Raw genomic sequence first — 18089 nt, 5'->3', positions numbered from 1 at the left:
TCCTTTCGGTTCTCTGGACTGTGAAGGGCACGGCTCCCGGGCGGCGGATGCTTGGCGGTATCGAGGCCGCCCGGGGGCCGGTCAGTGGCGGTTGTGCTCGGCGTTGAGGAGCGAGCGCAGGACGACGGCGCAGACGGCAACCGAGGCGGCGCTCACGGCAACGGCGAGCAGCATCGAGACCAGGACCGCGCCGACGACGAGGACGAGTCCGGCACCGCCGGCGACGACGGCGACGAGGCCGGTCGGGGTGAGGCGGACGGCCGGGACCTGGACGCGAGGCGCGAGTGGAGTCGGCTGCGTGGCGGTGTGCGGCTCAATGTCGGCCGTGGGGACCGGCTGAACGAGCGGGGTGACGAGGCCGGCCGGGAGGGGATTGACCGGGACGCGGGGTCGGAACACGGCGGTTCTCCTTCCTAGTTGATCGCGGTGTCGATGGCGGGGGCGAGGACGCTGTCGGCGAGGAGGTAGCCGCCGAGGAGGATCACGGCGACGAGCCACCAGGGCGGGCGGATGAGCTTGATCCCGAGCGCACCGACGACGATCAGGGCGAGCCAGAGCGGGACGTCCATGACGCGGTCTCCTTCGGTGTCAGCGGGGGTCGCAGCGGTGAGTGCGGGCGGCGAGCTGGGCGGCGGACTGGTTGGAGTAGTCCGAGGACCAGCCGCAGTCCTCAGCGGTGCAGACGGCCGCGTGCTTGGTGCGGCCGTGGCGGTCGCGGTGGGTGCCGATCTGCACGGGGCCGATCCGCATGACGGAGTGGAAGAGGTCGCGGGCGGGCATGGGAGTCACCTCCTGTCAGGCGAGTTGGGCGGCGATGGCGTCGGCCATGAGGGCCGGGACGCCGAGTCGGGCGCGCAGGGTGTCGGTGTCGATCGGTGAGCCGGTCCGGGCGTGGTGGTCGGCGGCGACCTTCCGGGCATGGGCGACCAGCGCCGGCGGCGCTGCCACGGCAGGCGCGGCGGGGATCGGCTCGGGTGCCGGGGCCAGCTCGACGGCGGGCAGCTCTGGCGGAGTCTCCGGTTCGCGCTCGACGACGGCCGCGACAGCGGGCGGCTCAGGGATGGCCGCGGTTTCCAGGGTGGACGGGTTGTGGGCGAGGAGAGTGCCGCCGAGGAAGGCGAGAGCGGGCCATCCGGCGACGAGGATGCGCAGCCAGTCCGGGACGTCCGTGAGGTCGAGGAGGCCGGCGGTGGCGACATTGGCGCCGAGCGACGCGGCCAGGGCGACCGCGAACCAGCTCCAGGCCGATCGGGTCGGGGCACCGCTCTCGCGAAGCGTCCGCAGCCGACGCCAGGCAGCGACGAGCAGCAGGTCGACGGAAACCGGGTAGGCCCACGCCTTCCATCCGGTCTGCCCAGCAGCCGCGGCGAGGTCGTGCAGGTGGGCGAAGGACAGAGCACCGGCGATCACGGCTTGCACGAGGACGGCATCCGGCCGGAACGTCGCGCGCATCGCAGTTCCTCCCTTCTGGTTTTTGGCATGGGCGGGGTAAGGACGTGGCGTGAGGCGGTCACGCCGACCGTGGAGCGGGGTGGGTCAGGCGAGCGCCGGAGCGGTCTCGCTCGCCGGGGCCGAAGCCTTGTCCAGACTCGGCAGGACCGGCCGGAACGGGTCCAGGGCGGGAATCGCCGGGGTGCGGTGCGCGTGTGCGTTGCAGGTGTTCACGGCCCGCCGCAGGGTGAGGTGCGGGGTGCGGATGCGGCACCAGCCGCCGGAGGAGTCGCCGGCGACGGCGGTACCGGGCCGGTCGGTGGGGATCTGGATGGTGGCGAGGACGGCATCGGGGGCGATGTCGCCGAAGGCCATGTTGGCGGAGGTCTCGTCGTTGACGCGGTGGGCGGTTCGGCCGGTGAGCTGGGCGCGGAGCATCGTGATCCCCTTACCGAGCTCGGAGCCGAATCGCTGCCCGCAGACCTCCAGGTAAATGCCGGCCGCGCGCCCGAGCTGGGCGAGCCGGACGAGCGCGGTGATGATCCGGTCTCGGCGCTTCTCCTCGTCCTTCGTGGCGTACAGCGCGAGTTCGGCGACCTCGTCGACCAGGAGGACGATCGGGGTCGGTCGCAGGTGGTCGGGCAGGTCCCAGATGTCGGCAGTGATCTCCGCGTCCGGGACATCGGCGCTGAGCCGCTGTTCACGGCGGATGACCTGATAGACGTCGCCCATGTGCTCGACGAGCGCATCCAGCAGTTCGGCGGCGGTGTCGGGGTTGTCGGCGAGCGCGGTGAACCGACGGGCGAGCGGGGCGAGTTCCACGCCCTGCTTGCAGTCGATGCCGACGAGGGCGACATCCAGGGCGGCGAGGCCGGCGACCAGGTTGCGCTGGTAGACCGACTTGCCGGACTGGGTGGCGCCGACGTTCAGCGCATGCGGGGTCTGTCGGTAGTCGCGGCAGAAGACCTCTCCGTCCTCCCGCATGGCCACCGGGACCCGCATCGGACCGACATCGGAGGCCGCGGGCATCTGCACCCGTTTGAGGACGTCGTAGCCGGTCATCCGCAGCTCGACCACACCCGACCGGATCTCCCGGGCCGTGACGTTCTGCATGACGAACGAGTGCCGCAGCCGGTCCGAGGCGGCGGAGAAGTCGAAAGCGTCCTGACCAGGCCGCAGCTTCACCCGCAGCACCAGCCCGGTCCGGGTCGGCCGCAGCCGCAGGATCCGGGGCGCCCGGGACTGGGGGACGGGTTGGTTCGTGATCCGAGCGACTGCGAGGCGGAGACGGGAGGGCGGGACGGTCAGCCCGCACGCATCCATGACCGACGAGTACCGGACCAACAACCGCACCACGGCGAACGTGACGCCGAAGGTCATCCAGTACCAGGCCGGACGCTGCCACCGCAGCAGCAGCGCACCCGCGGCAACCAGCGCCAGCGTGACCGTTAAGGCGGTCGCGTTCACGGTCATGCCGCCTTCGCAGCGGACAGCGGGGTGACGGCAACCGCACGGAAGCTGATGCCGTGCCGCTTCTGGCCGTTGAACTCGTTCTCCCACGGCCGGGCGACGACGCCGGTCAGGGCGACCGGGGTGCCCATGGCCAGCTCACCGCCGATACCGGTCTGCGGGACGACCAGGTTCAGGATCTCGGCGTTGCCGTCCATCACGAACATGACGTCGACCGTCATCAGCGTGGCACCGGTCTCGCGGTCGGTCGCGATCTCGCCGGTCTGACGGTTCGCGATCTTCGGGGCCGGCGGCTGGGCCACCATCACGAGCGCGCTGGAGGTGTCGACAGGGATGAGACGCACAGGAGTCACTCCTCTATAGATGCTGCACTCCGTCACTCATGTATATGAGTAACAGGAAGAAGAGTGCACGACTCCTGTACATGAGTCAACCCGCCGCGAAGAAGAACGCGCGGCGGGCTGTGGGAAGTTGAGCGAGCGTCAGTCGGTCGCAGGGATCCGGTACTGGAAAACGAACTGGTCAGCGGCCATGAGGGTGTCACACACCTCCACGACGCGACCCGTCTTCGTCACCGCGTCGCGAAGCAGGTGGATCACGGGGGCACCCGGGCTCAGGGCGAGTTCCGAGGCTTCAGCCTTGGTGGCCGGCCGCGCTTGGAGCGTCTCCACGAACTCGGCGAAGGTGTGCCCGTGGTCTTCGAGACGGGCATAGATGCCGCCAGGACCGGGGTTCTCGGCGAACAGCTCGGGGATGTCCTTGACGACATCCCACGGCAAGTACGAGGACGCAGTCTCGACGGGCGTCCCGTTCCGGAAGTACAGCCGCCGGCGAGCGAGCACCTGCGTGCCGGCCTCGACACCCAGCCGCTCGGCGATGTCCGCGGGCGCCTCCATGGGTCCTATGTAGAGCACGCTCACCTTCGCCGTGGCCCCGGACTGCTCGGACTCGGCAAGGTACGCGGCCTTACCGCCACGACGGTGCGAGGCACGGAAACGATCAGACGAGCGGAGCCGCACGGGCGGCCGATCCTTCACGATCGAGCCCTTGCCGTGCCGGGTGTCCACGAGACCACTGGCCCGGACCTCGACCATGGCCTTACGGATGGTCCCCCCGGCGACGCCGTAGCGCGCAACGAGCTCCGACTCACTCGGCACCATGTCGCCAGGCTTCAGCACGCCGGCCCGGATCTGCTGAACGATCTCGTCCGCGATCTGCACGTACCGAGGTACCGCCCTATCGCCTCCCACTGGAGTTCCCACAGTCCTACCCACTCTCCTATGCTCCTGTACATGAGTAACAGCGCGCGCGAAGCCCAGTCAACGCCACTGCACTCCGTGTCGGTGGCCGGGGCGGTCGTACGCGAAGACGGACGCCTTCTGGCGATCCGCCGAGCGGACAACGGAACTTGGGAGCTCCCGGGCGGAGTCCTCGAACTGACCGAGGCCCCAGAAGCTGGCGTAGTCCGCGAGGTCTTCGAGGAAACGGGCATCCAGGTCGAGGTAGACGAGCTGACCGGCGTCTACAAGAACACGACCCGAGGCATCGTCGCCCTAGTCTTCCGCTGCAAGCCCTCAGGCGGCGCCGAGCGCACCTCGGAGGAGTCCACCGCGGTCGACTGGCTCACGCCGGCAGAGGTCGAGGAACGGATGGCCGAGGTCTACGCGATCAGGCTTCTGGACGCGCTGGACGGAGCGGGCCCTCACGTCCGCAGCCACGACGGCCGCCGGCTGATCGCACAGCAGTGAGCGTGGAACCGGTCCGGACGATGAGCCGCGAGGAAGCGATCTCCCTCGTCGAGCGCCTCATGAACGCCGAGGGGACCGACGAGGAAGAGTGGGGCGAGATGCTGGACGCCCTTGAACGCGGCTTGGTCTGCCCACACATCAGCGACTACATCTATTGGACCTCACCGAACTGACTGTCGAACAGGTCGTAGACAAGGCCGTGGCCTACCGTTCGATCGCCCTCTGAGGCCCCAGCGGACGCGTGCGGTAAGAGTTTCTCTACTTCATCAAGGGCACTCGCCGCGCACGGCGCGGCGCGTGCGGCCCGTCGTCCGGGCCGCCGCTCCTGTCTGCGCCCCGCTCCGGCCCAGCCGCCAGCCGCACGCCTGACAGCTCGGGTTGATGGGTGGTGAACCTCTCTATGGCTGGGGCGGTCGGCTCCACGGCTTTAGGCAGCCACTTTGGCGCGAGCCTCGAAGATCATGGCCCCACGTCGTGCTTGAGCGGGCAGGTCCACAGACTGCCCGACGCGCCGGAAGCTTACGGGGCCATGATCACTCGCGCCAAAGCAGCTCCAGCCCAAAGCCGCTCCACCGACCGCGCATCAAGGGGAAGGCCCCCGACCGACCCGGTCAAACCCTGAGGAGGGATTTGCGCCGTTCCGTGATGCTCGCACCAACGGAACTTTCCAGCTCTGGATTAACGGATAGAAGGTCCCGATGCTCACGCCATAGCAAGTTGACCCGCTCGACAACCTCGAAAACCGTCTCCGGAAGATCTGCGGGGCTGACATTGAGTCGAGCTTGCAGCCTCCTAAATAGACCTAGATTGACGGTGTCGAATCTCCTACTCCCACCGAATTTCAATCCCAGATTTTCTGGCTTCTCGTCAACCCGATAGAATTCAGTAGAAACGAGGTCGTAAGCTGGCGACAAAGTGGGGATCCGGGGATTCCGGTAGATCAATGACCAGTTCTTCAGGTGAGCATCCCCATTGGAAATAAGGATGTTGAATGCGAGTCGTCGCGTAAATTCTTGAAGTGCCTGAAGATCCCTACCGCGATAGATCAACGCGGCGACCGTCTCGAAGTTCCCGTTGTACTTATCATCCGGGTAAAAGGATCGAACTTGAGCCAGATCTTCGATATGGATGCGTCTGCGACTGTCGTCACGGTCGAACCTCCTGACGGCGTAGGCCCACTCTTCGCGACCACGCCATACGTGAGACGGAAGACCCTGAATGGCGTCCCGGTGAACTAGTTGCGTATCCGGGACTTCTAGGCCAGCAGCGCTGGCAAGACGCATCATCGCGAACTCGTTATGAGGAACGTTAGGATAGTCAGGGTCTGGAAGTTTAACAATCCAATCTCCCCCCTCGCCGAAGGCTGGCAACGTTAGGCGGTCCCCATTTCGTAGCATAGAAAATTTCAATCCTACACCCGCTAGCGAAAAACGCCATTCTACGTGCTTAGCGGATCCTTGGGGCATGATGGAGGGTGTGTCTTTGTCGAAATTCCAGTCGGATTCGTCGTCTTCTTCAGGAAGCTCGATAACCCGTACAGCCCCAGGCAGGTCGTGCCCGACTTGCGCGAGCAGTTCCATTTCACGGTCTGGGGAGACTTTTCTGTCGTCTGCGATCCAGCGCCGCAACACGCCTTCAGGTAGCAGATTTGAAAACCAGGGAGGTAGTCGCAGCGCAGATGTAATCGAATCCCTCAGCTGCTCCTCAAACCTCAACCCGAGGACTGGGCGGTTCGGATCCTCCAGGTACCGTTCAGTGAAAATGAACCGGGTGTAATCGCCGCGCTGACTTATCGTGCCGACTCTCCGGTTGTATAGGTAAACGGCATGGCGCCTCTCATTGACACTCATTCACTTTCTCCGTTTTCCCGACCGGTGAGCGAGGTATCTTCTGGGTCGAAGCCGTATAGGTCCTCAATTTCGAATTCATCGAGGGGTGGCGTATTCTCGAAACCCCATTCGCAGCGTCGCTGGAGAAATGTCTTCAAGTTCGCCTCAAGCAACTCCTGTCGAGCCTCGAGGAAATCGATCACCTGGCCAGAGGCCAGCAGATTCGAGATCTTTTCATCGAGTTGGTGCGAGCGAAGGACATTCATCCAGACCGTCTCATCAATTTGAATTGGGCGATTCGAGATGAGATCGACAAGTTCATTTGACGGCACTTCTTCGGTCGGCAAGAGCAACCGGTTGGCGGCCCACATCCGATATTTTTCAGGCAGCCCTGATCGGCTGATGATATAGGGAACCGCCTCCGCTGCGGTTCCTCGATCGGCCAGGAATTCGGAGATCACGGTATGCTCGAAAATATCTCCGGTAATGAGAGAGCGAGGATGGGATTCCCACCAGGCGCATAGAGTGAGCTTAGCCGAGCCTGTATTAGTTCTAAATTTCTTAATATCAGGCAACTGCGTGTGAGGACGGTCGACTGCTTCGATTAGCCCTTGGATGGAGCCCGTGAGATCACCTCGCCTGACCTTTACACACAACGCCCGCATGGCACCGGTTGCGCTTCCCTTAAAGATCTCAGGTCCTACAACTGCGGCCGACCAATACCATCGACGAAGAAGCTGCAAGTTCCTTTCGTCAGGATTAGGAAAGTGCCCAAAAACTCGCGCTAGCACCACAAGTAGATAGCGATATGCAAGGAGGCTAAAATGGGGTACTCCGACCTCCTCCTTAAGGAAGCTGACCGACCTAAGGAGTGCCTCCTCTCCAAGTCGAAACGCTTCATCGCGTCCCTCAGAAGGGAATTCGACGGCCTCTCTGCGGCTTGATTCACTGAACTCGACTCGGATCTCGCGGCTAGGATTTGGCCCCCTGCGTGCGAGTACGGCGCGCAATACGGTGTCTGAGTCAATCAACCCAAATCCCGTAGCGTCAGAGACATGCTGTGAGATTAGGTCCAATGTGAGGGTAGATTCACTGTCTTCCTCGCTGCCGGCAAAGAGAGCAGAGAACACTTCTGCCCGGCTCAACCTCTTTCCGTAGTTATTCATCCTGTCAAAGATGTCCTGCAGTACGGTGGCATCTCCTTTGTCCACCTGGTAAGCAGGCACCGAGAACTGTCGAATCACGGTAGTAAGGCGAGATGCTTGATCGAGTCGATCCGATACCTCCGGGTTCTCTGCAAACCATCTAATTAGGCGAGTTAGATCAAAGATGACGGGCAGCGGAACGATGTGAGGTTCCGATCGTGCAGGTAGCGGAACGAACTCCTTATCGCGCAGGTCGTAAGCGAGATCGAATCGCTCATCGGGAGGCCTGTTATCGCTCAATGCATTTGCAAGACTGACGATGCGCTGCTGACCATCGACAACCCAAAGGGCTTGACTTGCCTCTTGGGCTTCGATGCTCATGGAGCCGAGTCGCACAAGTTCCTTTCGTGCAGGTCGCAACCACATCAAAAGGCTGCCAATTGGATAGCCCTTCACAATGCTATCGAAAAGACGGATAACATCGCGTTGACTCCACCTGAAGTCACGCTGAAAGTGAGGAACGCGTACTTGACCATTCCAGGCCCTATTAACTAGCTCTTCAAGCGTGAAAGTCGTCGCGCTGGGGCTTGAATCTAGTCCGGTTGCCATGTTCCTCCTCCTGCCGTCGCTAGTCAGGATGTCACGCACTGTGGTGATGCGTCTCGCGTCTGACGAGACCAAGCACCTGCGTACCTGGCTGGTGCGTGCAAACACGCGGTGCTGTCAAGACGGCCTCCAACCTTGAACCACCGCTGACGGGTCGCAAGTGGACTCGGCCAGCCAGACAACCATTCGGCCCAACATGTCACGCGCGCCAACGTCTCGCACCACAGTCGTAAGTGCACTGTGGGCTGCTCGCTGTGCTGGACAGGTCCTGCCAGGGGGTTGCGGGGGCATCTCGGCCTGTCCACACCCGGGTGAGCACCTTCAGGACTCCAGAACATTCTGGGCCGCCGCTGGCACTGGCGTTGCCTGGGGCCCGCCGACAACGCCTCCTTTGTGGCCCAGGTCCCTTCTGGCGTGCGGAAAAGGCAAGGAGCTTGGGCCCTCCGGAATCGTGCGCCAACGACAGGGGAGCTCCTGACTCCATCCGGGGCTCCCCTGCCGTTGGGATGTGCGTTGCTGCTAGCCGAAGGCTGCTGCTGGCAGTCGAGGACCCTCATCGTCGCCGTCATGACCAGCCGAGTCTGGTGCTGACAGGCGGTGGCCTCGGCTTGTGGCTACGCGGAGAGTGTTTCGCAGGGCTCCGGTCAGCTTCTCTGCCAGGAGTCGAAGATCTGCCGGAGCGAGCGCATCGTCGCCCAGCACATCTAACGCGTGGTCCAGGAGCTCGGAGACCAGGCCGAGTTGGATCGCTTCGGTGTTGTCGGCCAAGCGGGATAGGTGGCCGTTGCTGTCGTCTGTGCTCAGGAAGCAGGGTTTACCGTCCGAGCCTGACCACGGGAGGAGGCGCAGTTCGTTGTGAGGAGTCATCCTTTCATTCCACTCTCTTCGGTTGTGGGGTGGGTGGTGAAGAGTGCGTCTGCGCGGTCAGCAGGGAGCACCAGGAGCGCGGCCTCCACGACGCGGCCGGTCGCGTCGGCTGCCACCCGGTTGATCGCGAGGACGGCCAGGGTTGAGTTGATGCGGAGCATTGCCGCTTCCTCTGGCGTCGGGAGGCGGGAGCTGACCTTCTCTCGGATCTCAGCCAGTGGTGGGCGGAGCTCTGCCAGCCTGGCTTCCACTTCCATGCACCCGGGTGACTCGCTCGGCATGTCAGCCGGCGCCAGGTCGCGGGGGACGTAGATGCGGGCCAGGCTGTGCGGCGAACCTCCCTCGTGGCTGAGGCAGAGGAACTCGGTCAGTGGGCTCCTTGTCCGCACCCCCAGCAGGGCCGTCAGGTGCCCACGCGCGCGAAGGTTCGTGGTGCGGATGCTGAGGCGCAGCGGTGCTTCGGCCGGGAACTGGGTGTGGGACGGGCGGCCGCCACCTACGTACGTGATTCTGCGGAGAGGGTGGCGGACGAAGTTGCCCTTGCCGTGGATCTTTTCCACTAGCCCTTCGCCCTGGAGGAGTGCGAGGGCGTTCCTCAGGGTCGGTGTGCTGACTGCATAGCGCTCGGCGAGCTGTGCCTCAGACGGGAGTCGGGTGCCGGCCTTGATGCGACCGGCGGAGATTTGGATGCGGAGGTCGTCGGCGATGGCGTGGCGGCGGGAGGCCATGGCTGAAATCACCATTGCCTCTGCATGCGCAGCGCGATGAGGCGGGTTCTGCGGTGCATGGTCAGGAGTTCGCCCGACTCGAAGATGAGTCGCTTTGCGCCGCCGGGCAGTTGGAAGAGGTCGGCTACGCGGCATGGCTGGCCGCCGACCTGGATGACGTCGCCGCGCTGGACGTTGGCCGTCGTGATCTCGACGTTGGTGGCCAGTGCGCCGCCGGGTGCCCATCCCCTCACTGGGGCACCTCCCTCAGCGAGGCCGGGTCGGCCGTGTGGCAGGAGCAGTCGCACGCTTCGTGGACCACGGGGACGCCGATCGGAGCTGTGGCAGGAGAGGACTGGGCGCACTCGCCGTGCGTACCGATCCGGCATGAGCTCGACCGGTACGGGACTGCACTCATGTGCGTTGCGCGAGGCTGCTGCCGGGCGGGCATCAGTGGGCCTCCGCCGGCACGAACCAGGCGTACGCGGAGAGGTCATGCGGAACGGTCATCGAACGCCGTCGAGCGCGTTCCTCCGAGGCCAGGACGTACGGGCGGACGAGTGCGGTCTCCTCGCCTGCGAGGACGTCCATGCGGTCGCGATGCCAGTTGGCGGCACCGAGGTGAACGACCGTCTGTCGGGTGGGCGTTAAGGGGCGGCAATGCCGGCCCGGGAGGTGCCGCCTTCTGGTGCGCGCTACGGCGCGGCGGATACGGTTGAACACGCTGATCAGCTCCTATCGCTGATGGCCAGGTCCCCGGACATCGCCCGTCGCGGGGACCGCTTTGTGTACGGCGGCCCATAAGGTGCGGCCGTTCGCGCTGCTGGCGACGAGTCCGAATCGATCGGCCCCCGCCACCACTTCTAGGACCTCCCGCCATGTCTCGGCGGGGAGGGATTCCGGTACCTCCGCCTCGATCGACGTGTGTCGGGCGTGCTCCTCCACGCGTGCGGTGAGCCCGACGGCGGACAACCGGGCGGCGATCAGCCCCGCGCTTACTTCTGGAGCAGGCACAGGGCAGCCTCCGTCACCGCGATCACTTTCAGTGAAGCTAGTTAACTAGATTAGAGCTAGTGGACTAGATTTTCCATATGCCTGAGCAGCCGCCCTATCTCCGCATCGCCGACGTACTGCGGCAGCGGATCGCGGAGCACGAGTGGACTCCTGGAGACCGGCTGCCCTCACGCGCCCAGATCGCCCAGGAGTGCGGGGTGGGCGAGAACGTCGTCCGGCGGGCCCAGGAGCTGTTGATCTCCCAGGGTGTGTTGGAAGGGCGAGCCGGGTCAGGGACGTACGTGGCGGAGCCACGACAGCGGGTGCGGATGGTTCGGTCCGCGGCGCGCGAGCAGCCCGACGGGTCGCCGTTCCGGGCCGACATGAAGGCCGTGGGACGCAATGGCGGCTGGGAGAGCCGGACCGATGCGAAGGTCCCCGCGCCGGCGGAGATCGCTGCACGGCTCGGGATCGGTGAGGGCGAGCTGTGCGTCCGGACCGTGTACGAGTTCCTCGCCGACGGGCGACCCGTGCAGTTGTCGACGAGTTGGGAGCCGTACGACCTCACCGGCGGGACCCTCGTCGTCCTTCCCGAGGGCGGGCCCCACGCCGGGGCCGGCGTCGTGAACCGGATGGCCGAGATCGGCGTCACGATCAGCCATGCCGTCGAGCAGCCCGAGCCGCGGCAGGCCACCGCCGAGGAGGCATCACTTCTCGGGATCCAGAAGGCCGCACTCGTCACGCACATCCGGCGGACGTACTACAGCGACGAGGGGCGGCCCGTGGAGACGGCGGACATCGTCGTGCCCGCCGCGCTATGCGAAATCGTCTACGAGGTTCCCATCAGTCGCTAGCGGCGCCACCACCCGGACCGCAACCGACATGAGCCTCTTCGGTTCGTCAGCAGGTCGGATCGACCCACCTATATGACCACGTTGACCGAAGGATTGAGGGCCTCCTGTGCCGCCTCCACGAAGGCGTCACGGCTGCTCCGTGCATCCGCGCGGCTCTGGTTCATCAAAGTTCGATGCTCTGCCACGTGGGCAGGATCGCCGGAGCACACAGCGTCATTGAGTCGACGAGTTGCACTCCAGAAGGCGTTTATCGCTTCGTAGAGCTGACGCACAGCAACTCCAACCGGCGGTGGTCCCTCCAGGGCAGCCACGTGCATCGCACTCATGAGCATCGCCCGCTCTGCCCGCGCCTCGTCCAGCAGCAGAGAGAATGCAGCCGAGTCGCCAGCAACGGCGACCATGTCGCCAAGCCTGCTGTGCAGAACTCCAGCGGCCTTCGCAAAGTCAGCGTATGCCTGACGGCGCTGCTGGTATCTGTGCTCGACCTGCGCATGGCGAAGTTGGGCAACCTGCATCTCACGATTCAAGCGGGCTTGTGTCCTCGCAGCGACCGTAGTGAACCAGCCAGTCGTTGCGCTGGCCACAACAGCCGAGCCGGCAGCGATCAGGGCCGTCCATGAGGCATCCATGGTGCCGAGGGTACGTGTGACGCATCGCCCAGGGGGACGCTAGCTCTGCCCACTTCCAGACGTCGCAGCCGTGCCAGATGGCGCGGAGATCGGCGGGTGCTGCGGGGAGCTCCAGAGCTCTCCCGGTCATACGATCAGGGGATGTCTACTGAAGAACCGAAGGTCGTCTGGGTCCTGGAGGGGTACAGCAAGGCGGACGAGTTCCTGCGCACCAAGTACCCCATCAGACGCGAGCAGATTCTGCGGCTTCGGGAAGTGATCAAGCCGGATGCGGATGACGCCTGGATGCTCTACTGCTACGCCGTACCGGTCGAGGTCTGGCCGGCGGTGGACGCGATCCTGCGGTGCGGGCCGCCTGATCCGGAGCTCGACTACTTCACGAGCGCCTACGCGGCGGAGTAAGCGAACCGTTGCGGTACAGCAGCCGCGCACCGCAACCCCAGCAACCTCCCCCGTCCGGTAGCGTCCCGCATGGGCCCCGTAGCGCCCGGAATAGCCATGCCTGACCGATCCGGCTGGAGCTACGGATCAGCCTCGATGCGTGCCATGCAGCCATCCCACCTGACATCTCCAGCTGACATCAACGACAGTGGACCGGCGCAGCGTTGAGTGGTCGGCAGCGGTACGTCGGCGCGCGGGTGGACGTGCATGGGAGCGCGCCCGATCGAACTCCTAAAGCGGGTGTCGCAGGTTCGAATCCTGCCGGGGGCACATGGCCAAGGGCCAGTTCAGGGGCTTGGTGCCCTCGGGCTGGCCCTTTCGCATGATCACGGCCGTGCCGCACGCGCCGATCAGCAGGCGCGCGTCGCCGGCTGGGTGGCCTGGCACCATGCCTGGCATGGACGAAGCTTTGAAGACCCTGGAGCACGAGTTCCGGTCTGAGCCCGGGAGCTTCCTGCTGGGGTTGCGAAGCGATCTCGTCTGGGACCGGGACGGCTTTACGAGGCTGGAGAAGGCCATGCGCGCCGTGTGTGAACGCTCGCAGGGCGCCGAGGAGCTTCCTCGGTGGCTGGCGGAGGGGTACTACCACGTCGCCACGGACGTTCCCTCCTGGACGGCGCACCCCCACTTCCCCCGGCCGGAGCCGGCGGAGTACTTCGACGCGTGCATCGAGCGGCTCACGGATCTGGCGGACTGGTTCTTCCGTGGGGAGCACGTTTACATCGAGCCGCACACCTGGCCCGAGCTGTAGGGGCCCGAGCCGGCACGGCCCAGCGTTCAGTGGGGGTGCGTAGGGTCTGGGCGGGTGGTCCGAGGGGCGGGCCGTCCAGGTGGGGGTGTGGCTGTGAGTATTCATCTGCATTTTCGTGCGGTTGCCGGGGGCGAGATCCGGGACGATCACGCCTGGCTGGCCGAGTTCATGTGGGCGGCCTGGAAGGTCCATGCCGAGGAGTACGCGGCGGGGGTCACCGACTCGATCGACAAGGCGTGGGATTCCGTCAACGAGCTCTACACCGCGGCCGAGGGGCTCGGGGTGGAGGGGGACGAGCCCTGGAGGCTGCCGGTCTACGGTGGGCGGCCCGTGAGGTACGGCGGCGGCGCCGAGCGTTACGACCCGCCCCTGATGGTCATGGATGCGGCTGACGTGTCACGGGCCGCGGAGTTCCTCGCCGAGGTCTCCTTCGACGAGCTGTGGAGCGTCGCCGGGACGCGGCTCGGTGCCGGCGGGGAGCATGAGGCGCTGTTCCGGCAGGAGTATCTCCAGTATCACGAGTCCCTGCGGGGGTTCTACGGGCGGGCGGCCGCCGCGGGGCATGTCGTCGTCAAAGCGGTGTGGGCCTAGCGGTCGTCACCTGACGGGGGCGCGGGCGGCGGCAGCAAGGTTCGTCCAGGGCGCGCAGGCAGACATCACCTGGGGTCACTGACAGGGGCGCGGAGTCCGCGTGTTTTGCCCCGGAGAGCGCCGTCGCGTCGCTACCGTCTGTGTCACGGGGCCAGGAGCGCGGGGGTGGGTTGTCGTGGCGGAGCGGTTGCTGCTGGACGTGGCGGAGGACGGGCGGGTGGCGCTGCTCGCGTGGCCCGAGGGCGAGGCGTATCCCCAGGGGGTGGGCGAACCGGTCGCGCTGGACTGGCCGTTGGACCGGGCGGCGCTGGACGAGCTGCGCTGGTATCTCGAGGACTATTTACGGGCGCCGTTCGGGGTGTACGGCGAGCGGGGCTCGCAGGTGGCGGGGCGGCTGCCGGAGTGGGGCGAGCAGGTCTTCGAGGCCGTGTTCGGCGCCGGGCCGGCGCGGGACGCATATCTGCGGGCGCGGGCCCGCGCCGAGGCGCGGGGCGGTCGGGTGGAGCTGGTCGTGCGGTCCGGGGCGGCCGAGCCGTTGGGGTGGCCGTGGGAGCTTATGGCCGAACCTGGCCGGCCGACGCCGCTCGCGCTGGACTCCCGTACGACGGTCTCGCGCACCCTGCCGGCGGCCGATCTGGGGGACGTCTTCACCGTCGCGGGAGCGCGGCTGCGCGTGCTCATGGTCATCTCCAGACCGCGGGGAACTCGGGACGTCGGCTACCAGATGATCGCCCGCCCGCTGCTGAGCCGGCTGGAGGCGGTGCGCGGGCAGGTGGATCTGGTCGTGCTGCGGCCCCCGACGCTCGCGCATCTTCAGCGGGTGCTGACCGCCGCGCGGGAGGCGGGTGAGCCGTTCCAGATCGTGCACTTCGACGGGCATGGCGTCTTCGGCGCACCGTCGGGGCCGCTCGGCGGCGCGGGGCTGCCCGTGATGTACCGGGGGCCAGGGCCTCAGGGAATGCTGGCCTTCGAGAAGCCCGAGGGCGGATCGGACCTCGTGCCCGCGGACGAGGTGGCGCGCGTGCTCAAGTCGGCCCAGGTGCCGGTGGTGGTCCTCAACGCGTGCCAGTCGGCGGTCGTGGGCTCGCAGGTCGAGGCGGCGGTGGCGACCCGGCTGCTGCAGGAGGGCACCGCGGCTGTCGTGGCGATGGCCTACAGCGTGTACGCCGTGGCCGCCGCGGAGTTCATGGCCGCGTTCTACGAGCGGCTGTTCGCCGGCGACCGTGTGGCCGAGGCGGTGGCCGCCGGGCGCCGGCGCCTCGCCCAGCGGGACCTGCGGCCGTCGCCGAAGGGCCTGATGCCGCTCGCCGACTGGACGGTACCGGTGCTGTACTCGCGCAGCGAGGTCCGGTTCCCGGGTCTGCACACCGAGCGCCCGGTCGGGACGACCCTGGAAGAGATGCTGGACGAGATCCGCGAGCGGCCCCGCACCGGCGAGGGCGGCGATACGGGCCCGGAAGCGGAGCCGGACACATCGCTGGAGGCGGTCGGGGAGTTCGTCGGCCGGGACGCCCTGCTCTACACGCTGGACGTGGCCGCCCGGCTCCAGCGCGTCGTGGTGCTGCACGGGCCCGGCGGGACGGGGAAGACCGAGCTGGCCAAGGCGTTCGGGCGGTGGTGGCGCGACACCGGCGCCCTGGAGCATCCGGACGGGGTGGTATGGCACTCCTTCGAGCCCGGCGTCGCCTCGTTCGGCCTCGGCGGGGTGATCACCGGCCTCGGACTGCGCCTGTTCGGGGCCCAGTTCGCGCTGCTCGACTCCGAGGAGCGCCAGGAGCTGGTGGAGCGGGTCCTGACCGAGCGTCGACTCCTCCTGGTCTGGGACAACTTCGAGTCCGTCCACACCATGCCCGACCCCACGCAGGCCACCCCGCCCCTGCCGGAGCCGGAGCGGGACGCGCTCCGCGACTTCCTGGCACGGATCGCCGCCCGCGGCTCCAGCGCCGTCGTCGTCACCAGCCGCACCCCGGAGACCTGGCTCGGCCCCGAGGCGCGCCGGCTGGGGGTGCCCGGCCTGGACACCGAGGAGGCCGGGCAGTATGCCGATCATCTCCTCGCCCCCTACCCGGACGCCCGTCCCCGGCGGGAATCGCCGGCGTTCGGGAAACTGATGGAGTGGCTCGACGGGCACCCGCTGAGCATGCGGATCGTCCTCCCCCATCTCGACACCACCGGCCCCCAGGATCTTCTGGCCGGCCTCCAGGGCGTCGAACGGCTGCCGGACACGGACACCGGGACCGCCGACCGTACGACCTCCCTCGCCGCCGGCATCGCGTACTCCTTCACCCATCTGCCCGCGGCGGACCAGCACGCGCTGACCGCGCTGAGCCTCCTCCACGGGGTAGCCGACGCCGACGTCCTGGGCGCTTTCTCCAGCGTGGCGGACGTCCCCGAGCCGTTCCGGGGCCACACGCCCGCCGTGTGGCAGGGGGTGCTGGATCGCGCGGCCGAGGTCGGGCTGCTGACGCCGCTGGGGGCGCGGATGTACCGCATCCACCCCGCTCTGCCCGCCTACCTCACCGCACACTGGCGCAGCCATGCCCTCGGCGCCTACGCCGACCAGCGCACGGCCGCCACCCGCGCCATGATCGACGCCTATGCCGCTTTCGGCCTCTGGCTGACGCGGGAGATCAACAGCGGTGACGCCGCAATCGCCATGGCATTGATCGGCCATCACCAGCGGACGCAAGGAAGCATGCTCGGCCATGCACTCGACCAGGGGCTGTGGGTCCAGGCTCAGGACATCGGCGAGTCACTGGATCTGCACTGGGACGCGCGGGGAATGGCGGAGGAAGCCCGTGCCTGGGCCGACCGGGCGCGACTGGTCCTGGAAACCGCCGACGGTGCTCCGCCCGACCTGGACACGCCGGCCGGCGGACTGTGGCTGTTCCTGGTCGGAGCACAGGCCAACCAGCATGTCTGGCAGGGCCAGTTGGAGAAAGCCGGGCACACCTATCGCCAGATCTTGGACGCCCTGAGCAAGCAGTCGGGGACGCCTCAGCAACAGGCGCGCCTGGGCATCACGTACCACCAGCTCGGCGTCATCGCCCATCAGCGCGGGAAGTTGGACGAGGCCGAGGACTGGTACCGCCAGTCCCTCGCCATCGACGAAGAGCTGGGCAGCCGGAGCGGCGCGGCCGGTGTCTACCATCAACTCGGCATCGTCGCCCAGGAACGCGGGCAACTGGACGAGGCCGAGGACTGGTACCGCCGGTCCCTCACCATCAACGAGGAACTCGGCAACCGAACCAACGTGGCCACGTCCTACCACCAGCTCGGCACCGTCACCCATGCGCGGGGACAGCTGGAGGAGGCCGAGAACTGGTACCACCAGGCCCTCGGCATCTGCAAGGAACTCGGCGATCGACTCGGTACCGCCCGCGCCTACCATCAGCTCGGCATCTCCGCCCAGGAACGCGGGCAGCTCGACGAGGCCGAGGACTGGTACCGCCAGTCCCTCGCCATCAGCGATGAACTCGGCAACCGGCCGAGCACGGCAGGTGTCTACCATCAGCTCGGGATCGTGGCCCAGGAACGCAGGCAACTCGACGAGGCGGAGAACTGGTACCGCCAGTCCCTCGCCATCCACGACGAGCTCGGCAATCTGGCCGGCACGGCCCAGGCCTCCCATCAACTCGGCATCGTCCACCAGGAACGCGGACAGCTCGACGAGGCCGAGGACTGGTACCGCCGGTCCCTCGCCGTCAGTCGCGAGCTGGGCAACCGGCCCGCCACGGCGAGCAGCTACGGGCAGCTCGGTGTACTCGCCGGAATCCGAAATCGAGACGGGGAGGCACTGGAATGGGTGGTCCGTTGCGTGACCACGTTCGACCAGTTCCCGCACCCCTCCACCGGGCCGGGCCCGGTGCATCTTGCGGAACTCACCGATGTTCTCGGCATCGCTGCCCTCGAACGGACCTGGCTCGCCGTCACCGGCAGAACTCTTCCGTCCGCAGTACGCGACTTCCTCCTCGCCGAACCACCCACCGACACCGCCACCCCCTGACCCCGACCCTCACCACCCGAC

At 66.7% G+C, this 18089-nt stretch carries 22 protein-coding genes; 7 read left to right on the top strand and 15 right to left on the bottom strand.

Annotation, left to right across the window (positions count from 1 at the left end; translation table 11 throughout):
* Positions 1-81: 81 nt before the first annotated feature.
* The 7 genes from R2D22_RS21675 to R2D22_RS21645 form a co-directional block, all read right to left on the bottom strand.
* On the bottom strand, positions 82-399 hold the full coding sequence (locus tag R2D22_RS21675) for a SpdD-like protein (RefSeq protein ID WP_318106179.1): 318 nt from the start codon (positions 397-399) through the stop codon (positions 82-84).
* Positions 400-413: 14 nt separating this feature from the next.
* A complete protein-coding gene (locus R2D22_RS21670) occupies positions 414-569 on the bottom strand; it encodes a hypothetical protein (protein ID WP_318106176.1) in 156 nt (51 codons plus the stop codon).
* 19 nt (positions 570-588) lie between these two features.
* Positions 589-780: a mobile element transfer protein gene (locus R2D22_RS21665; protein ID WP_318106173.1), complete on the bottom strand. Its 192-nt coding sequence runs from the start codon at positions 778-780 to the stop codon at positions 589-591.
* Between the two features lie 15 nt (positions 781-795).
* Positions 796-1452: a DUF2637 domain-containing protein gene (locus R2D22_RS21660; protein ID WP_318106171.1), complete on the bottom strand. Its 657-nt coding sequence runs from the start codon at positions 1450-1452 to the stop codon at positions 796-798.
* A gap of 84 nt (positions 1453-1536) precedes the next feature.
* On the bottom strand, positions 1537-2904 hold the full coding sequence (locus tag R2D22_RS21655) for an FtsK/SpoIIIE domain-containing protein (RefSeq protein ID WP_318106169.1): 1368 nt from the start codon (positions 2902-2904) through the stop codon (positions 1537-1539).
* On the bottom strand, positions 2901-3245 hold the full coding sequence (locus tag R2D22_RS21650) for an SCO3933 family regulatory protein (RefSeq protein WP_318106168.1): 345 nt from the start codon (positions 3243-3245) through the stop codon (positions 2901-2903). Before R2D22_RS21650 ends, R2D22_RS21655 begins: the two co-directional genes overlap by 4 nt.
* A 138-nt stretch (positions 3246-3383) precedes the next feature.
* A complete protein-coding gene (locus R2D22_RS21645) occupies positions 3384-4121 on the bottom strand; it encodes a GntR family transcriptional regulator (protein ID WP_411977058.1) in 738 nt (245 codons plus the stop codon).
* A gap of 60 nt (positions 4122-4181) precedes the next feature.
* On the opposite strand from R2D22_RS21645, the gene R2D22_RS21640 reads away from it, so the two are divergent.
* Positions 4182-4649: an NUDIX hydrolase gene (locus R2D22_RS21640; protein WP_318106165.1), complete on the top strand. Its 468-nt coding sequence runs from the start codon at positions 4182-4184 to the stop codon at positions 4647-4649.
* A 20-nt stretch (positions 4650-4669) separates the two neighbouring features.
* A complete protein-coding gene (locus tag R2D22_RS21635; protein WP_318106164.1) occupies positions 4670-4822 on the top strand; it encodes a hypothetical protein in 153 nt (50 codons plus the stop codon).
* Between the two features lie 438 nt (positions 4823-5260).
* Here the strand turns inward: R2D22_RS21635 and R2D22_RS21630 are convergent, their stop codons facing one another.
* The 7 genes from R2D22_RS21630 to R2D22_RS21600 form a co-directional block, all read right to left on the bottom strand.
* Positions 5261-6499 (bottom strand): type II toxin-antitoxin system HipA family toxin, encoded by a 1239-nt coding sequence (locus tag R2D22_RS21630; RefSeq protein WP_318106162.1) that lies wholly within the window; start codon positions 6497-6499, stop codon positions 5261-5263.
* Positions 6496-8232 carry a DUF262 domain-containing protein gene (locus R2D22_RS21625; protein ID WP_318106161.1) on the bottom strand — a complete coding sequence of 579 codons (1737 nt, stop codon included), beginning with the start codon at positions 8230-8232 and terminating at the stop codon, positions 6496-6498. Before R2D22_RS21625 ends, R2D22_RS21630 begins: the two co-directional genes overlap by 4 nt.
* Before the next feature lie 516 nt (positions 8233-8748).
* Positions 8749-9096 carry a hypothetical protein gene (locus tag R2D22_RS21620; protein ID WP_318106159.1) on the bottom strand — a complete coding sequence of 116 codons (348 nt, stop codon included), beginning with the start codon at positions 9094-9096 and terminating at the stop codon, positions 8749-8751.
* The gene (locus tag R2D22_RS21615; RefSeq protein ID WP_318106157.1) at positions 9093-9824 is read right to left on the bottom strand and encodes a GntR family transcriptional regulator; all 732 of its coding nucleotides are present in this window, start codon (positions 9822-9824) and stop codon (positions 9093-9095) included. The genes R2D22_RS21620 and R2D22_RS21615 overlap by 4 nt, the downstream gene beginning before the upstream one ends.
* 8 nt (positions 9825-9832) lie before the next feature.
* Entirely contained in the window at positions 9833-10057 is a 225-nt protein-coding gene (locus R2D22_RS21610; RefSeq protein ID WP_318106154.1) for a hypothetical protein, read from the bottom strand.
* A 196-nt stretch (positions 10058-10253) separates the two neighbouring features.
* Entirely contained in the window at positions 10254-10394 is a 141-nt protein-coding gene (locus R2D22_RS21605; RefSeq protein WP_318106152.1) for a hypothetical protein, read from the bottom strand.
* 144 nt (positions 10395-10538) lie between these two features.
* The gene (locus R2D22_RS21600; RefSeq protein ID WP_318106150.1) at positions 10539-10817 is read right to left on the bottom strand and encodes a hypothetical protein; all 279 of its coding nucleotides are present in this window, start codon (positions 10815-10817) and stop codon (positions 10539-10541) included.
* 77 nt (positions 10818-10894) lie between these two features.
* On the opposite strand from R2D22_RS21600, the gene R2D22_RS21595 reads away from it, so the two are divergent.
* On the top strand, positions 10895-11650 hold the full coding sequence (locus R2D22_RS21595) for a GntR family transcriptional regulator (RefSeq protein WP_318106148.1): 756 nt from the start codon (positions 10895-10897) through the stop codon (positions 11648-11650).
* 68 nt (positions 11651-11718) lie between these two features.
* On the opposite strand, the gene R2D22_RS21590 is transcribed toward R2D22_RS21595, so the two are convergent.
* Complete coding sequence (locus R2D22_RS21590; RefSeq protein ID WP_318106143.1) at positions 11719-12279, bottom strand: hypothetical protein; 561 nt, start codon at positions 12277-12279, stop codon at positions 11719-11721.
* Between the two features lie 141 nt (positions 12280-12420).
* Between R2D22_RS21590 and R2D22_RS21585 the strand changes: the two genes are divergently transcribed.
* The 4 genes from R2D22_RS21585 to R2D22_RS21570 all read left to right on the top strand — a co-directional run bounded on the left by R2D22_RS21585 (position 12421) and on the right by R2D22_RS21570 (position 18068).
* Positions 12421-12681, top strand: coding sequence for a DUF7683 domain-containing protein (locus tag R2D22_RS21585; protein WP_318106140.1), 261 nt, complete (start codon positions 12421-12423; stop codon positions 12679-12681).
* Between the two features lie 436 nt (positions 12682-13117).
* A complete protein-coding gene (locus R2D22_RS21580; protein ID WP_318106137.1) occupies positions 13118-13471 on the top strand; it encodes a hypothetical protein in 354 nt (117 codons plus the stop codon).
* Between the two features lie 93 nt (positions 13472-13564).
* Entirely contained in the window at positions 13565-14062 is a 498-nt protein-coding gene (locus R2D22_RS21575) for a DUF1877 family protein (RefSeq protein ID WP_318106133.1), read from the top strand.
* Positions 14063-14237: 175 nt separating this feature from the next.
* Positions 14238-18068 carry a CHAT domain-containing tetratricopeptide repeat protein gene (locus R2D22_RS21570; RefSeq protein WP_318106130.1) on the top strand — a complete coding sequence of 1277 codons (3831 nt, stop codon included), beginning with the start codon at positions 14238-14240 and terminating at the stop codon, positions 18066-18068.
* Positions 18069-18089 lie beyond the last annotated feature (21 nt).

This window comes from Streptomyces sp. HUAS YS2, from assembly GCF_033343995.1.
Classification (GTDB): Bacteria; Actinomycetota; Actinomycetes; order Streptomycetales; family Streptomycetaceae; genus Streptomyces; species Streptomyces solicathayae.
The sequence above is the reverse complement of the archived record's forward strand: the minus strand, read 5'-3'. Positions and strand labels throughout refer to the sequence as shown.

What these genes read in the sequence shown, in the direction of transcription:
- R2D22_RS21670 (WP_318106176.1), bottom strand. Translation starts at nt 569, where the DNA reads ATGGACGTCCCGCTCTGGCTCGCCCTGATCGTCGTCGGTGCGCTCGGG.
- R2D22_RS21665 (WP_318106173.1), bottom strand. Translation starts at nt 780, where the DNA reads ATGCCCGCCCGCGACCTCTTCCACTCCGTCATGCGGATCGGCCCCGTG.
- R2D22_RS21660 (WP_318106171.1), bottom strand. Translation starts at nt 1,452, where the DNA reads ATGCGCGCGACGTTCCGGCCGGATGCCGTCCTCGTGCAAGCCGTGATC.
- R2D22_RS21655 (WP_318106169.1), bottom strand. Translation starts at nt 2,904, where the DNA reads ATGACCGTGAACGCGACCGCCTTAACGGTCACGCTGGCGCTGGTTGCC.
- R2D22_RS21640 (WP_318106165.1), top strand. Translation starts at nt 4,182, where the DNA reads ATGCTCCTGTACATGAGTAACAGCGCGCGCGAAGCCCAGTCAACGCCA.
- R2D22_RS21635 (WP_318106164.1), top strand. Translation starts at nt 4,670, where the DNA reads ATGAGCCGCGAGGAAGCGATCTCCCTCGTCGAGCGCCTCATGAACGCC.
- R2D22_RS21630 (WP_318106162.1), bottom strand. Translation starts at nt 6,499, where the DNA reads ATGAGTGTCAATGAGAGGCGCCATGCCGTTTACCTATACAACCGGAGA.
- R2D22_RS21625 (WP_318106161.1), bottom strand. Translation starts at nt 8,232, where the DNA reads ATGGCAACCGGACTAGATTCAAGCCCCAGCGCGACGACTTTCACGCTT.
- R2D22_RS21620 (WP_318106159.1), bottom strand. Translation starts at nt 9,096, where the DNA reads ATGACTCCTCACAACGAACTGCGCCTCCTCCCGTGGTCAGGCTCGGAC.
- R2D22_RS21615 (WP_318106157.1), bottom strand. Translation starts at nt 9,824, where the DNA reads ATGGCCTCCCGCCGCCACGCCATCGCCGACGACCTCCGCATCCAAATC.
- R2D22_RS21605 (WP_318106152.1), bottom strand. Translation starts at nt 10,394, where the DNA reads ATGGACGTCCTCGCAGGCGAGGAGACCGCACTCGTCCGCCCGTACGTC.
- R2D22_RS21595 (WP_318106148.1), top strand. Translation starts at nt 10,895, where the DNA reads ATGCCTGAGCAGCCGCCCTATCTCCGCATCGCCGACGTACTGCGGCAG.
- R2D22_RS21590 (WP_318106143.1), bottom strand. Translation starts at nt 12,279, where the DNA reads ATGGATGCCTCATGGACGGCCCTGATCGCTGCCGGCTCGGCTGTTGTG.
- R2D22_RS21585 (WP_318106140.1), top strand. Translation starts at nt 12,421, where the DNA reads ATGTCTACTGAAGAACCGAAGGTCGTCTGGGTCCTGGAGGGGTACAGC.
- R2D22_RS21580 (WP_318106137.1), top strand. Translation starts at nt 13,118, where the DNA reads ATGGACGAAGCTTTGAAGACCCTGGAGCACGAGTTCCGGTCTGAGCCC.